Origin of the sequence: Pilosibacter sp. YYHA0881, assembly GCF_051602715.1 — a bacterium.
Taxonomy (GTDB): domain Bacteria; phylum Bacillota; class Clostridia; order Lachnospirales; family Lachnospiraceae; genus Alitiscatomonas; species Alitiscatomonas aceti.
In genome coordinates this window covers 1481298-1495950 of sequence record NZ_CP175657.1, presented here as the reverse complement: position 1 = coordinate 1495950, position 14653 = coordinate 1481298, and the positions used below count along the sequence as shown (strand labels likewise).

Sequence of the window (14653 nt, the reverse complement as noted above, 5' to 3'; positions counted from 1 at the left end):
ACAATAACAGAAAAACTGGAGGATGGGATCAATGGGAAATAAGCTGATCGAATGCGTACCCAATTATAGTGAAGGCCGCGATCTGGAAAAGATCGAAAAAATCGTAGAGTGCTTCCGTGCAAAAAAAGGCGTGCGGCTTCTGGATTACCAGACCGACCCCAACCACAACCGTCTGGTGGTCACTGTGATCGGTGAGCCAGAGCCCCTCCGCGATGCGGTGGTAGCTTCCTTTGGAAGGGCTGTGGAGCTGATCGATATGACAAAGCATGAGGGCCAGCATCCCAGAATGGGAGCCGTGGACGTGGTTCCGTTCATTCCGTGCCGCAACGCGACCCTGGAGGAGGCCGATGCTCTGGCCAAGGAAGTGGCAAAGACCGTGGGCGAGCAGTACGGGATCCCCTGCTTCTTATACGAGTCTTCCGCGACGGCTCCCCACAGAGCGAACCTGGCCAGCATCCGCAAGGGCCAGTTTGAGGGAATGGCAGAGAAGATGCAGGATACAGAAAAATGGGCTCCGGATTTCGGACCGGCCGCTCCCCATCCCACAGCAGGCGTCAGCGCAGTGGGAGCCAGGATGCCGTTGGTGGCCTATAACGTAAATCTGGGCACCGATAATCTGGAGATCGCAAACCAGATCGCAAGACGCGTAAGGAATATCAACGGCGGCTACCATTACATCAAGGCCATCGGCGTGATGCTGGAGGACAGAAATCTGGCCCAGGTATCCATGAACCTGACTGACTATACAAAGACGGCCGTATACCGTGCCTTCGAGGCTGTGAAAATGGAGGCAAAGCGCTACGGCGTTCCAGTGCTGGAAAGCGAGATCGTGGGACTCCTTCCCATGCAGGCTCTGGTGGACTGCGCCGAGTATTATCTCCAGGTGGCAGGCTTTGATCCGTCCCAGATCATGGAAAACCGTCTTTTAGAGGAGGAATAAACCGTGGCAGACTTAAAAAATTTATCTGTGGAAGAATTTGCGGCAGTGACAGGCTCTGACGCTCCGGCTCCGGGCGGCGGAAGTGTTGCAGCCTTAGCCGGCGGCCTGGGAGCCGCCTTGGCAGAAATGGTGGCGAACCTGACCATCGGGAAAGCGAAATATGCAGATGTGGAAGAGGAGATGAAGGGTCTGGCGGCAGAGGGAGCGGCTCTCAGAAAAGAGCTGATCGATTCCATCCAGAAGGATACGGAATCCTTCACCGCGTATATGAACGCCCTGGGTATGCCGAAAAATACCGATGAGGAAAAGGCGGCCAGAAAAGAGGCCATGCAGAACGGCTTAAAGGAGGCCGCAGAGGTGCCTCTGGCAGTTGCAGAAACGGCCCTTAAGATCTTCCATGTGGCTGGGGCTGTGGTAGAGCGAGGAAACGCCAACGCCGTTACAGACGGTCTGGTGGCTTCCATGATGGCCAGGACCGCGGTCCTCAGCGCCCTCCTTAACGTAAAGATCAACCTGGGCTCCATCAAGGACGAGGAATTTGTGGCCCGTATGGCGGCGAAGGTGGCAGAGCTTGAAAAGGCGGCCATGGACGGTGAAAAGGCGGTCATGGAGCTTTCCGCACTGACCAGGGATCTGGTGTAAAAATACGAATATTAAAAAAATTGGAGACCCCGGGCGCTTTTTCCGCGTCCCGGGGCCTTCTTTCTGCCATTTTTTATAATAGTTTTATAAATAAGGTGGGAAAGTATGGTATAATAAAAAAAACATGTGAAAAAGGGGGAGCGGCGTTTATGAAGATCCGTACAAAGCTTGCCATCGCATTCCTCACCATCACAGTCGTTCCCATCACGCTGATCTATATGGCCATCATCGGGCTCAACAATTACCAGGCCAGGGTATTCAGCGAGACCTACGGCGTTTCAGAGGATGTGGATCTGTTTTCCGGCGCATCCATCCGGGTCTTCAGCCACTTAACGGAGTCCATCCAGAAGGAGATCGATAAGGTACTGGAGTCGGATACGGGGAAGTTCAGCAATGAGACGTACCTGGCGGATCTGAACGGGAGGCTTTCCATGAAGCACTCGTTCCTGGTGGTGCGGAAGGCGGAGAATCTGCTCTTTGTGGGCGATACAGCCACTGTGGAGGAGCTGAAGCAGGAGTTTTTCGGTTACGAGGACGCAGCAGCCCCGTCGTCCTGGAGAAATTTCCTGGATAAGGATACGGAGCATCTTTTAAAGATCCGGGAGTTCACCTTTCCGGACGGAGATGACGGCGGCGTCTATCTGGTGACCAATGTAATGGATATGGTGCCGGAGGCCAAGTCCATGATCTTTGAGATGCTGGTCACCAGCGTGATGATCCTGTTCATCACAGGGGCGGTGCTGACGGTCTGGGTATACCAGTCCATTCTCCGGCCCATTGGAAAGCTCCAGGAGGCCACCAAGAAGATCCGGGACGGAAACCTGGACTTTACCCTGGAGGTGGAGGATGACGATGAGATCGGACAGCTCTGCCAGAATTTTGAGGAAATGCGGATCCGGTTAAAGGAGAGCACGGAGGAAAAGGTCCAGTACGACAAGGAGAGCAAGGAGCTGATCAGCAACATCTCCCATGATCTGAAGACTCCCATCACGGCCATCAAGGGGTATGTGGAGGGGATCATGGACGGCGTGGCCTCGTCGCCGGAAAAGCTGGACAAATATATACGTACCATCTACCATAAGGCCAACGACATGGACCGGCTCATCGACGAGCTGACGTTTTATTCCAAGATCGACACCAACAAGATCCCCTATACGTTTTCCAGGATCAATGTGGCCAACTACTTCCGGGACTGCATCGACGAGGTGGGGCTGGAGCTGGAGGCCAGGGGCGTGGAGCTGGGATATTTCAATTATGTGGATGAGGACGTATACGTCATCGCCGATGCCGAGCAGATGAAGCGGGTCATCAACAATATCATTGGAAATTCCCTGAAATACATGGACAAGAAAAAAGGGATCATCAATATCCGGATCCTGGATGTGGGCGATTTCGTTCAGGTGGAGATCGAGGACAACGGAAAGGGCATCGGTCCCAGAGAGCTGCCGTATATCTTTGACCGGTTCTACCGGACGGATTCCTCGAGAAATTCAGCCAAGGGAGGAAGCGGCATCGGACTTTCCATCGTAAAGAAGATCGTGGAGGACCATGGAGGCAGGATCTGGGCCACCAGTAAAGAAGGGATCGGCACAGAGATCCATTTTGTACTGAGGAAGACAAGCGTGTAAAAGGAGAAGGTTATGAGCAGAATTTTGATCGTAGAAGACGAAGAGAGCATTGCGGAGCTGGAGAAGGATTATCTGGAGCTTTCGGGCTTTGAGGTGGAGATCGAGAACGACGGGGAATCCGGGCTTAAGAGAGCCCTGGAGGAGGAATTTGATCTTTTCATCCTGGATCTGATGCTGCCCGGCGTGGACGGCTTTGAGATCTGCAAGAGGATCCGGGAAAATAAGAACACCCCGATCATTATGGTGTCGGCCAAGAAGGACGACATCGACAAGATCCGCGGTCTGGGACTGGGAGCCGACGATTATATCACAAAGCCCTTCAGCCCCAGCGAGATGGTGGCCCGGGTAAAGGCCCATATGTCCCGGTATGAGCGCCTCATCGGCAGCGGGATGCCGGCCAACGATATCATCGAGATCCGGGGCCTTAAGATCGACAAAACAGCCAGACGGGTCTATGTAAATGGGGAGGAAAAGAATTTTACCACCAAGGAATTTGATCTTCTGACCTTCCTGGCCCAGAATCCCAACCACGTGTTCACCAAGGAGGAGCTGTTCTCCAAGATCTGGGATATGGAGTCCATCGGCGATATCGCCACGGTCACGGTGCATATCAAAAAGATCCGTGAGAAGATCGAGATGAATACAGCCAAGCCCCAGTACATTGAGACGATCTGGGGCGTGGGGTACCGGTTTAAGGTATAAATACAGTTTAAAGACAGGATTTCCTTGTATTTGCAGGGAGATCCTGTTTTATATGGAAAAGTGTTCTGACAGAGCGGAGACGTTGACAGGGACTGAAAATGATGATACAATTAAATTACCCGACAGGTAATTTGAATAAAAACGGGAGGAATGGCTTGGAACTGGTATATGCATCGGAAGCACTTAGATCACAATGTACGAATGTAAAAGCTGCTAAGAAATTGTTTCATGGAGATTTACAGTTATCAGTGAGCTTACTATCCAGAATCAATGCTCTTGAGCAGGCAGATGTACTAAAAGATATCGTGGTTCAGCCGGCGTTCCATTTTCATAAACTTAAACATAAAAGTGGAAGAGATCTGGAAGGATATTTTGCGATCGATGTCAGATCCAGAAGAGATCCATGGAGGATCCTGTTACAGCCGCTGGATGAAAATGGAACTCCCTACGTTCCGTGTAATATCGATCAGATAGCAGGAAAAGTCAGAATAATAGAAATTTCGGAGGTGAGCAGACATTATGAATAATTATATTGAGTATAATGACAAAATTGCGTTTCACCCGGGCTATTATATTAAAGAAATAGTAGATGAAAGTGGATTGACCCAGGAAGATTTTGCGAAAAGACTGGATACGACCCCTAAAAACCTCAGTCTTCTTATTAGAGGAGAACAGAGCCTTTCAATTGATATTGCAATGAAACTGTCGCGTATGATTGGAACTACGGTTTCGTACTGGCTGAATCTCCAGAATTCCTATGATGCTTTAATCGCAGAATTTAAATCAGAAAAGGAATTAGAACAGGAAAGAGAAATTTTCAAGGCTCTGGATTACAGATATTTCCGGGAAAATTTTGGCCTGCCCGATCTGCCCAGAAAAATAGATGACCAGATCGTCGAGGTAAGAAGGTTTTTACATGTTTCCACATTGTCTGTATTTGCAAAAAGAGATATGGCTGTAAGTTTCAGAAGCGCATCGGTCGAACTGTCCAATACCAATATAATCAAGGCAAACGCTATGGTTCAGATCGCTATTAATAAGGCGTTGAATACGAATGCCCCTAAATACAACAAAAGCAAATTTAAGCAGATGGTTCGCTATGCGTTATCGCTAACACGGAATCATGAAGATTTTTACCCATTGATCAGAAAAGCCTTTTTTGAAGCAGGTGTGATCCTGGTCATCCTGCCCAATCTGCCAGGCTCTAAGATCAATGGGGCAACAAAAAGACTTGAAAAAAATGTGATGCTTATGGTAAATGACAGACGGTTAAATGCAGATACATTCTGGTTTACGCTGTTCCATGAAATAGGCCATATCATTCATGGAGATTATGGAATTTCGTTTGAGAAAGAAACTGGGGAGAAGGAGGAGACCGCAGATCGGTTTGCTGCCGATCTGCTGATCGAACCGGATGAGTACCAGCAGTTTGTCAGAGGAAATATGTTTACTTTAACAAAGATCAGGGAATTTGCAGATCTGATCGACAGGGATCCAGGGATCGTTCTGGGAAGGCTGCAAAAAGACGGACTGGTCAGATATGATGACTGGGAGCTGAATTCATTAAGACATAAATATAAAGTAAAAATATCTTAATGACAGAAGGGCGTTGATGGACAGACGAAACGGACAGGATCAGATCTGCTGCGATCAGACCAGTCCGTTTTTTGGTGGAGTGCAGGTATAAATACCTGACTTGATATGAGATCAGAAACTCTGTATTCCAATGGAATTTTTCTGTATTTTATGCAAAAATATAAATATCGGTTGAACATTCTGCCTGAAAGAATTATAATAAGAACAGTGAGAATTTTTTGGAAAAGGAAAAGGGGATTATGAAGTACAAAACGCGGTTCTTTCTATTCTTTTTTGTGATGGTACTGTTTAATCTGGCGGCAAATTTCGCCCATCCGGTGACTCCGACGGTGATCCAGGATCTGAATCTCCATGATTACATGTTCGGACTGGCCCTGGCGGCCATGATGCTCACCAACTTCCTTCTGTCGCCCTTCTGGGGAAAGATCAACGAATACATATCCTCCAGAATGTCTCTTCTGATCTGCTGCATGGGCTACGGCGTCGCCCAGATCTGGTTCGCCTACGCCACCACAGAGCTTCAGATCGTCCTGGCCAGGATGTTCGCCGGACTTTTTACCGGCGGTATTTTTGTGAGCTTCCTGACATACATTGTAAATACGGCGGCTCCGGAGGACCAGGGAAAATATCTGACCATCAACGCCACCATAAAAAGCGTGGCCAGCGCCTTCGGCTATATGATCGGTGGCTTCCTGGGGGAATTTTCTGTGAAGCTGGCGTTCCTGGCCCAGGCGGCCCTTTTGATCGCCGTGGCTGTGGGCTTTTATCTGATCTGTCTGCCGGACGGAAAGACCAGCTTAAAGCAGGTGCCGAAAAAGCAGCTGATGAAGGAGGCCAATCCCTTCCAGGCCTTTGCTGACAGCCGGAAATTCATGAGCGTGGCCTTTGCCATGCTGTTTGCAGTGAATATCCTGATCAACTTTGGAAACACGGCCTTTGACCAGGCATTCAACTACTACTTAAAGGATGTGCTGGGGCTGACCTCGTCCTATAACGGGATCATCAAGGCGGCTGTGGGTCTGGTATCCTTTGTGGCCAATACGACGCTCTGTATCTGGATCATCACAAAGACAAAGATCCGCCGGTCCATGGCAGTGATCATTGCCGTCTGCACAGTATCGGCCCTGGGAACAGCCCTGGTGCCCAATATCGGGATCTTCATCGCCCTGGGCGTGATCGTTTATGCGGGATATTCCGTCAGCGTGCCGGTGCTCCAGAGCATGATCACCGTCCAGTCCAGACCGGAGCAGAAAAACCTGGTCATGGGATTTTTCAACGCCACCCAGTCTCTGGGCAGCATTGCCGGTTCCCTGACAGCCGGATTTATCTATTCGGTCCATGCAAAGCTCCCGTTTTTCTGTACCTTTGTGATCTATGGCTTTGGAATGCTGGCAGCCATTGGATATATGAGATACAGGGGAGGAAAAAACGCGGCAGAGTAAGGACGGACAGCCGCCGATGGAAACGCTGTTGTTCCATATGAAAAGATGCCGCTTGACACATGGCGGCAGAACTGTTATAGTATCATACGAATGAAACTGGGGAAGATTCGGGGAAGGCCTGGATCTTCTCTTTTTTGCTGGCAAAACCGCCCTGGACGGCGGGGAGCCATATATATGGAAGTTAAACAAAGAAAAGGAAATCAGACAATGGAAACAGTAAGATTTGACGAATTAAATTTAGATGAGCGCATTCTGCGCGCAGTGACAGACATGGGCTTTGAGGCTGCCTCCCCGATCCAGGCCCAGTCTATCCCCGTCCAGGCAGAGGGCCTCGACATGATCGGCCAGGCCCAGACCGGTACGGGAAAGACGGCGGCCTTCGGTATCCCGCTGCTGGAGAAGATGGATCCGGAAAGCAGAAAGACCCAGGCCATGGTCTTATGCCCCACCAGGGAGCTGGCCATCCAGGTGGCTGAGGAGATCCGCCGCCTGGCGAAATATATGTCCGGGATCAAGGTCCTTCCGGTCTACGGAGGCCAGGAGATCGTAAAACAGATCCGTTCCTTAAAGGGCGGAGTCCAGATCATCGTGGGAACTCCGGGACGCGTCATGGATCACATGAGGAGAAAGACCATCCGCACCGATGAGATCCGGACCGTGGTGCTGGACGAGGCCGACGAGATGTTAAACATGGGCTTTCTGGAGGATATGGAGACCATCTTAAGCGCTCTTCCCGAGGAACGGCAGACGGTGATGTTCTCTGCCACCATGCCCCAGGCCATTGCAGACATTGCAAAGAAGTTCCAGAAGGATCCGGTGATGGTGCGGGTGGTAAAAAAGGAGCTGACCGTTCCCAAGGTGACCCAGTATTATTACGAGGTGAAGCCCAGGAATAAGGTGGAGGTCATGTGCCGTCTGCTGGACCTGTATTCCCCTAAGCTGTCTGTGGCCTTCTGTAATACGAAGAAGCAGGTGGATGAGCTGGTGCAGGCCCTCCAGGGCCGCGGCTATTTCGCCGAGGGCCTTCACGGGGATCTGAAGCAGGAGCAGAGGGACCGTGTCATGGACAGCTTCCGGAACGGAGCCACAGAGATCCTGGTGGCCACGGATGTGGCGGCCCGGGGCATCGATGTGGATGATGTGGAGGCAGTGTTCAACTATGACATCCCCCAGGACGACGAGTATTACGTCCACCGGATCGGCCGGACCGGCCGTGCAGGAAGGGAAGGCCGCGCCTTCAGTCTGGCTGTGGGCAGCGAGGTCTATAAGCTCAGGGATATCCAGCGGTTCTGCAAGACGAAGATCGTGCCCCAGTCCATCCCGTCCTTAAACGATGTGACGGCCATCAAGGCGGAAAAGATCCTGGATGAGGTCCAGGAGATCATGAATGACGGAGAGCTGGAGCGGATGACGGCCATCATCGAAAAGCGTCTTCTGGCTGAGGATTATTCCTCTCTGGAGCTGGCAGCCGCCTTCCTTAAAATGTCCATGGGCGACGATTATGAGGATATTGCCGAGGATGTGAGACCTCTGAGGGATCTGGAGGATCTGGGCAGGAGAGGCGGATCCCGGGGCCGCGACGGCCGGGGCCAGAGAGACGGCCGCGGAAATTACCGGGGAGGACGGGGAGGACGCTTTGACGATCTGGACGAGTACGAAGGCCGCCGGTCGGGCAGGAGCGGCATGGCAAGCCTCTTTATCAACCTGGGAAAGAACCAGAATGTGAAGCCGGGAGATATCCTGGGAGCCATTGCGGGAGAGACCGGGATCCCGGGCCGTATGGTGGGGAGCATCGACATGTATGATAAATATACCTTTGTGGAGGTTCCCAAAAACCAGGCGGAAATGGTCATGGAGGCCATGAAGCAGGTGAAGATCCGCGGAAAGAACGTCCGGGTGGAGATCGCCAACCGGAAATAGGGTATTTTCTATATTTTGTATAAATTTTCGTTCACAAATATCCTGGAATATGGTAAAATATACATAACTGTCCGGCGGCTTTACAGTTTTGTGCAAAAAAAACCGAACAGGGATTTCGTCCCATGCGGGGGAAATATCTAAAGCAAGATCCGGGAGGAACGATCTATGACTGGAAAATACATGGCTTATGTTGGTTCTTATTCTTATACGGGAAAGGCCAAGGGGATCACGGTCTACGATGTGGACGTGGAAAAGGGAAAATTCATCTACCGCTGCGAGGTGGAGGTGGATAATTCCTCTTACCTGACCGTATCCAGGGATAAAAAAATGCTGTACTCCATTGCCGACGAGGGCGTGGTCTCGTTCCGCATCCTGCAGAACGGCAGCCTGTCCAGGGTGAACAGCGCAAATATCAAGGGAATGCGGGGGTGCCAGATCTCCACAAGCCCCGAAAACGACTACATTTTCGTGTCCGGCTACCACGATGGAAAGGTGACGGTGCTCCGGCTGAACCCGGACGGTTCTGTGGGCCATATCACCGACGGCGTATTCCATAAGGGGCTGGGGAGCGTGGCAGAACGGAATTTCCGTCCTCATGTGAGCTGCAGCCGTATGACGCCGGACGAGAAGTTTTTAATGGTGGCGGATCTGGGGATCGACCAGGTCAAGGTGTACCGGTTTGACAGAGGAGAGGGCCGCATTGCCCAGGTGGACACCATAAGGAGTGAGCTGGAGTCGGCGCCCCGTCATTTTGTCTTCAGCAGCGATGGAAAATTTTTCTATCTGCTGCATGAATTAAAAAACGTGATCGACGTATATTCATACCAGACCGGAGACAGGACGCCTCAGGTGGAGAAGGTCCAGACTATTGCCACCACCGGCGACGATCCCAACCAGCTTACGGCAGCCTGCGCCATCCGTCTTTCTCCGGATGAGAATTATCTGTTCTGCTCCAACGCCGGGGACAATTCGGTATCCATGTATGAGAGGGACACAGAAACGGGAATGCTCACGCTGAAGTTCTGTCTGCCCATCAGCGGGGAATATCCCAAGGACATCGCCATTTTCCCGGACGGCCAGCATTTGGCAGCCATCAACCACGGGGGAAATATTTCCTTCTTCCATATCGACTATGAGAAGGGGCTTCTGGTCATGAGCGACCGGAGCGTTGCGGTCAATGAGCCCAACTGCTGTGAAATTGTAAAAATAGGTTAGGAGATGTAGATATGGCGGCTGGATCGACCATTGGAACATTATTTAAAGTGACCACCTGGGGAGAATCCCATGGAAAGGCCATCGGCGTGGTGGCCGACGGCTGTCCTGCGGGACTGGCCCTATGTGAGGCAGATATACAGGCTCTCCTGGACCGGAGAAAACCGGGCCAGAGCAGATTTACCACCCAGCGGTCCGAGGGCGACCAGGTGGAGATCTTATCCGGCGTATTTGAAGGAAAGACCACGGGAACGCCCATTTCCATGATCGTGTGGAACCGGGACCAGCGCTCCAGGGACTATTCGGAGATCGCCGGCTGCTATCGGCCTGGTCACGCGGATTATACCTTTGATGAGAAGTTTGGCTTCCGGGATTACCGGGGCGGCGGCCGGTCCTCCGCCCGGGAAACCATCGGCCGGGTGGCGGCCGGAGCCATTGCAGAAAAATTTTTAAAAGCCCTGAATATTTCTGTCTGCGCCTACACCCGTTCCATCGGTCCTGTGGAGATATCCTCCGGGCCGCTGGCGCCGGGGGCGGAGGCGCTTAAGACGGCGGAGGAAAATCCCTTATATATGCCGGATCCGGAGGCCGCAGAGCGGGCTGCCCGGTATCTGGAGGAGCGGATGGCAGACCAGGATTCTGCCGGAGGCGTGGTGGAGTGCGTGGTGTCGGGGCTCCCGGCGGGGTTGGGAGAGCCGGTGTTTGAAAAGCTGGACGCGAACCTGGCCAGGGCCATCCTTTCCATCGGAGCTGTAAAGGGGGTTGAAATAGGAGACGGGTTCGCGGCCGCCAGATCCAGTGGATCGGAAAATAACGACGGCTACCGCATGGCGGCAGATGGCTCGGTGGTAAAGACGGCCAACCATTCCGGCGGCGTTCTGGGAGGGATCAGCGACGGCAGCGATCTGGTATTCCGGGCGGCCTTTAAGCCCACGCCGTCCATTTCCAGGAGCCAGGAGACCGTAAGCCGCGCTGGGGAAAACATAGAGCTTTCCATTAAAGGCCGCCACGATCCTGTGGTGGTGCCGCGGGCAGTGGTGGTGGTGGAGGCCATGGCCGCTCTGACCGTGATGGACATGCTCCTGGTGTCCATGAGCTCCCGGCTGGATATGATTCAGCTGTTCTTTCAGGTGGAGAACGTGGAGGGAACGGACATAGAGGAGAATTGATTTTGGAGAATTGACGGAAACCCGGAAGACGGGGCTGTCCTGAAAACGGCAGAGGCCGGTGAATAAAAAAATGGAGGAAATGAGCATGAAGATCGTCATTGGAAACGACCACTCCGCAGTGGAGCTGAAAAACATCATCAAAGCGCATCTGGAGGAAAAGGGCTATGAGGTCATGAACGTAGGGACCGATACCTCTGATAGCTGCGATTACCCGGTATATGGAGAAAAAGTGGGCCGGGCCGTGGCTTCCGGCGAAGCAGACCTGGGCATTGCCATCTGCGGCACCGGCGTGGGGATCTCCCTGGCTGCCAACAAGGTAAAGGGGATCCGGGCCTGCGTGTGCAGCGAGCCCTATACGGCAAAGCTTTCCAGAATGCACAATAATTCCAACGTTCTGGCCTTTGGGGCGCGGGTAGTCGGAAGCGAGCTGGCAAAAATGATCGTGGATGAGTGGCTGGCCGCTGAGTTTGAAGGCGGACGCCATCAGAGACGGGTCGATATGATCATGGATATAGAAAACCGCTAGAAGGTTGAAAAAGGACTGGAGCCGGGAGGGCACCAGTCCTTTTTGAGTGAGTATAAAAGGGAGTTATATAAAGGGGAATTATGGGATTTAGAAATCTACCTCTGTTCCATAGTAGGTGCAGACGAAGAGCTTTTCCATCTGCTCCGGTGTGATGGATCTGGGGTTGGAGCCTGTGCAGGCGTCGCCCACGGCGTTTGCTGCGATCTCAGCCACTTTGGACTTGAACTCTGCTTCGTCGATGCCGAATTCTTTTAAAGTGGACGGGATATTTAAAGTCCGGTTGAATTCTTTGATCTTCTCGCAGAGAGCGTTTACCTGGGATTCCTCAGAGGTCCCGCCAAGGCCCACTCTTCTGGCAATGTCTGCATAGCGGCGTTTTGCTTCCGGCTCATGGGCATTGTATTTGATCACATAGGGCAGGTAGATGGCGTTGGCACATCCGTGGGGGATATGGCCTGTGGAGAAGGCTGCGCCTGTCTTGTGGGCCATGGAATGTACGATTCCTAAGAGGGCGTTGGAGAACGCCTGGCCTGCAAGACACTGGGCATAGTGCATCTGTTCTCTGGCATCCTGGTTGCCGTTATAGGAGGCCGGAAGGAAATCCAGTACCATTTCGATGGCCTTGATGGCTAACGGATCCGTAAACGGGGAGTTTAAGGTGGAAACGTAGGCCTCGATGGCATGGGTCAGAGCGTCCATACCGGTGTAAGCCACCTGCTTTGCCGGAAGGGAGGCAACCAGCACGGGATCCAGGATGGCAACGTCCGGTGTGATCTCAAAGTCTGCCAGAGGATACTTGATTCCCTTGGAGTAATCTGTGATAACGGAGAAAGCAGTTACCTCTGTGGCAGTTCCGGATGTGGTGGGAATGGCGCAGAAATGCGCTTTCGTGCGCAGCTTCGGGAAGTTAAAGGGAACGATCAGATCCTCGAAGGTGGTATCCGGATGCTCGTAAAAGGCCCACATTGCCTTGGCAGCATCGATGGGGGAGCCGCCGCCGATGGCTACGATCCAGTCGGGCTCGAATTCCTGCATGGCCTTTGCGCCGCGCATTACGGTCTCTACGGAAGGATCCGGCTCAACGCCTTCAAAGAATCTCACTTCCATGCCGGCTTCTTTTAAGTAGCCCTCGATCTGATCCAGGAAGCCGCCCTTTCTCATGGAGCTGCCGCCGGAAACTACGATGGCTTTTTTTCCGGAAAGGTTCTTTAAGTCCTCTAAAGCGCCTTTTCCGTAGTACATGTCTCTCGGTAATGTAAATCTCATCATAACTGCATACCCTCCTAAAAGATTCGGAAATTCATATGTTTACCTTATAGTTAATATTTTAACGATATTTTTGCCAAATGTCAAGTACCAGGGAAGAAAAATGTGAAAAAAATAACATTTGCAAACCACGGACCGCCATGCTATACTGGATAAAACGCAATGGACGTTAAAAACTGAATAAAACAGCGGGTGTCAGACCGGATGTGATCCGGGTCTGGTGAAAAGGGAAACAGGTGTGAATCCTGTACGAACTCGTCACTGTATTTAGGGAGCGGAGGCCATGTTCTGCCACTGGGAAACCGGGAAGGCGGCCGATGCGATGATCTATGAGCCAGGAGACCTGCCCGGCTGTTGTACGGGAACTTGCAGTTCCGGACCACGAGTAACTGGTAGTACGGTGATTTTTGTGCAGGGGCCCCTTTACTTATTTTTAATAAGCAGAGGGTTTTCTTTATGTGCGCGCCTGACCCTGGACCATATGGGCAGCAGGCCTGGGATCCCTGTATTTTCCGGCTCCATTTCCTCCGTCCGGAATACGCCCGGCGCGCGGAAAATAAAAATGGAGGAATGAAGAATGAGGAAAAACAAAATGGCAGGATTGATGGCAGGTGTGCTGGCGGCGGCCCTGTGGATGACCGGGTGTTCCGGAAACGGAGGTACAGAAACGAAGCCGGCGGCGGCAGGCGCGGAGACGGGGACAGAAACGGCAGGAACGTCTGCGGAGAAAGAGGGATCCCAGGCTTCCGGAGAAGAGAACAAGGAAAAGGAGGGGGCTGCATTGACAGAAAATAAGGAAACAGGAAAAAGAGCGATCCTGGTGGTGAGCTTCGGCACCAGCTACAACGAAAGCCGGGAGGCTACCATCGGCGCCATTGAGAAGGCCATCGCAGAGGCATTTCCGGAGACAGAGACACGGCGGGCCTTTACCAGCCAGATCATCATTGATAAATTAAAGGAACGGGACGGCCTGGAGACCGACAATGTAAAGGAGGCCCTGGACCGAGCGGCGGCAGACGGGATCACGGAGCTGGTGGTCCAGCCCACCCATCTGATGGACGGCTTTGAATACATGGATCTGGCAGAGGAGCTGGAGGAGTATGAAGGGAGCTTTGAACAGGTGGTCCTGGCGGATCCGCTGCTGACCAGCGATGCGGATTTTGACGCTGTGGCAAAGGCTATTACAGAGGCCATGGCGGAGTACGACGACGGGGAAACGGCGTTCTGCTATATGGGACACGGAACCGAGGCCGATTCCAACCAGGTATATCCCAGGCTCCAGGAAACCCTTAAGGAGGCAGGATATACAGATTACTTCATCGGCACAGTGGAGGCAGAGCCGTCTCTGGAGGATGTGACCGCTTCTTTAAAGGAAGCCGGCGGTTATAAACGGGTGGTGCTCCGGCCGCTGATGGTGGTGGCAGGCGATCATGCCAATAACGATATGGCAGGTGACGAGGAGGACTCCTGGAAATCGGTCCTGAATAAAGAGGGATACGAGACGGAGTGCGTCCTGGAGGGGCTTGGACAGATCCCGGCCATCCGGGAGCTCTATGTACAGCACACGAAGGCTGCCATGGACAGCCTTGCCAGATAGGAAGCGGGGAGAG

At 52.5% G+C, this 14653-nt stretch carries 13 protein-coding genes and 1 riboswitch; of the genes, 12 read left to right on the top strand and 1 reads right to left on the bottom strand.

Going from position 1 to position 14653, the window contains the following annotated elements; all coding sequences use genetic code 11:
• The first annotated feature begins 31 nt into the window (after positions 1–31).
• The 11 genes from ftcD to rpiB all read left to right on the top strand — a co-directional run bounded on the left by ftcD (position 32) and on the right by rpiB (position 11777).
• Positions 32–940, top strand: coding sequence for a glutamate formimidoyltransferase (ftcD, locus tag ACI6NM_RS06980; RefSeq protein WP_022273265.1), 909 nt, complete (start codon positions 32–34; stop codon positions 938–940).
• Between the two features lie 3 nt (positions 941–943).
• Positions 944–1582: a cyclodeaminase/cyclohydrolase family protein gene (locus ACI6NM_RS06975; RefSeq protein WP_022273264.1), complete on the top strand. Its 639-nt coding sequence runs from the start codon at positions 944–946 to the stop codon at positions 1580–1582.
• 149 nt (positions 1583–1731) lie between these two features.
• Positions 1732–3210 (top strand): sensor histidine kinase, encoded by a 1479-nt coding sequence (locus ACI6NM_RS06970; protein ID WP_262427061.1) that lies wholly within the window; start codon positions 1732–1734, stop codon positions 3208–3210.
• A 12-nt stretch (positions 3211–3222) separates the two neighbouring features.
• Positions 3223–3912: a response regulator transcription factor gene (locus tag ACI6NM_RS06965; RefSeq protein WP_022273262.1), complete on the top strand. Its 690-nt coding sequence runs from the start codon at positions 3223–3225 to the stop codon at positions 3910–3912.
• A 155-nt stretch (positions 3913–4067) separates the two neighbouring features.
• A complete protein-coding gene (locus ACI6NM_RS06960; protein WP_262427060.1) occupies positions 4068–4439 on the top strand; it encodes a hypothetical protein in 372 nt (123 codons plus the stop codon).
• Positions 4432–5508, top strand: a complete 1077-nt coding sequence (locus tag ACI6NM_RS06955; RefSeq protein ID WP_262427059.1) for a HigA family addiction module antitoxin — start codon at positions 4432–4434, stop codon at positions 5506–5508. The genes ACI6NM_RS06960 and ACI6NM_RS06955 overlap by 8 nt, the downstream gene beginning before the upstream one ends.
• Positions 5509–5747: 239 nt before the next feature.
• The gene (locus tag ACI6NM_RS06950) at positions 5748–6950 is read left to right on the top strand and encodes an MFS transporter (RefSeq protein ID WP_262427058.1); all 1203 of its coding nucleotides are present in this window, start codon (positions 5748–5750) and stop codon (positions 6948–6950) included.
• A 207-nt stretch (positions 6951–7157) separates the two neighbouring features.
• The gene (locus tag ACI6NM_RS06945; protein WP_022274101.1) at positions 7158–8870 is read left to right on the top strand and encodes a DEAD/DEAH box helicase; all 1713 of its coding nucleotides are present in this window, start codon (positions 7158–7160) and stop codon (positions 8868–8870) included.
• A 165-nt stretch (positions 8871–9035) separates the two neighbouring features.
• Positions 9036–10085 carry a lactonase family protein gene (locus ACI6NM_RS06940; protein ID WP_158358288.1) on the top strand — a complete coding sequence of 350 codons (1050 nt, stop codon included), beginning with the start codon at positions 9036–9038 and terminating at the stop codon, positions 10083–10085.
• Between the two features lie 11 nt (positions 10086–10096).
• On the top strand, positions 10097–11251 hold the full coding sequence (aroC, locus tag ACI6NM_RS06935; RefSeq protein ID WP_158358286.1) for a chorismate synthase: 1155 nt from the start codon (positions 10097–10099) through the stop codon (positions 11249–11251).
• A gap of 85 nt (positions 11252–11336) precedes the next feature.
• Positions 11337–11777, top strand: coding sequence for a ribose 5-phosphate isomerase B (rpiB, locus tag ACI6NM_RS06930; protein ID WP_022274104.1), 441 nt, complete (start codon positions 11337–11339; stop codon positions 11775–11777).
• An 87-nt stretch (positions 11778–11864) separates the two neighbouring features.
• Here the strand turns inward: rpiB and ACI6NM_RS06925 are convergent, their stop codons facing one another.
• The gene (locus ACI6NM_RS06925; RefSeq protein ID WP_022274105.1) at positions 11865–13046 is read right to left on the bottom strand and encodes an iron-containing alcohol dehydrogenase; all 1182 of its coding nucleotides are present in this window, start codon (positions 13044–13046) and stop codon (positions 11865–11867) included.
• 170 nt (positions 13047–13216) lie between these two features.
• Positions 13217–13409, top strand: a riboswitch (cobalamin riboswitch).
• Between the two features lie 211 nt (positions 13410–13620).
• Between ACI6NM_RS06925 and ACI6NM_RS06920 the strand changes: the two genes are divergently transcribed.
• On the top strand, positions 13621–14640 hold the full coding sequence (locus tag ACI6NM_RS06920) for a sirohydrochlorin cobaltochelatase (protein ID WP_158358283.1): 1020 nt from the start codon (positions 13621–13623) through the stop codon (positions 14638–14640).
• Positions 14641–14653 lie beyond the last annotated feature (13 nt).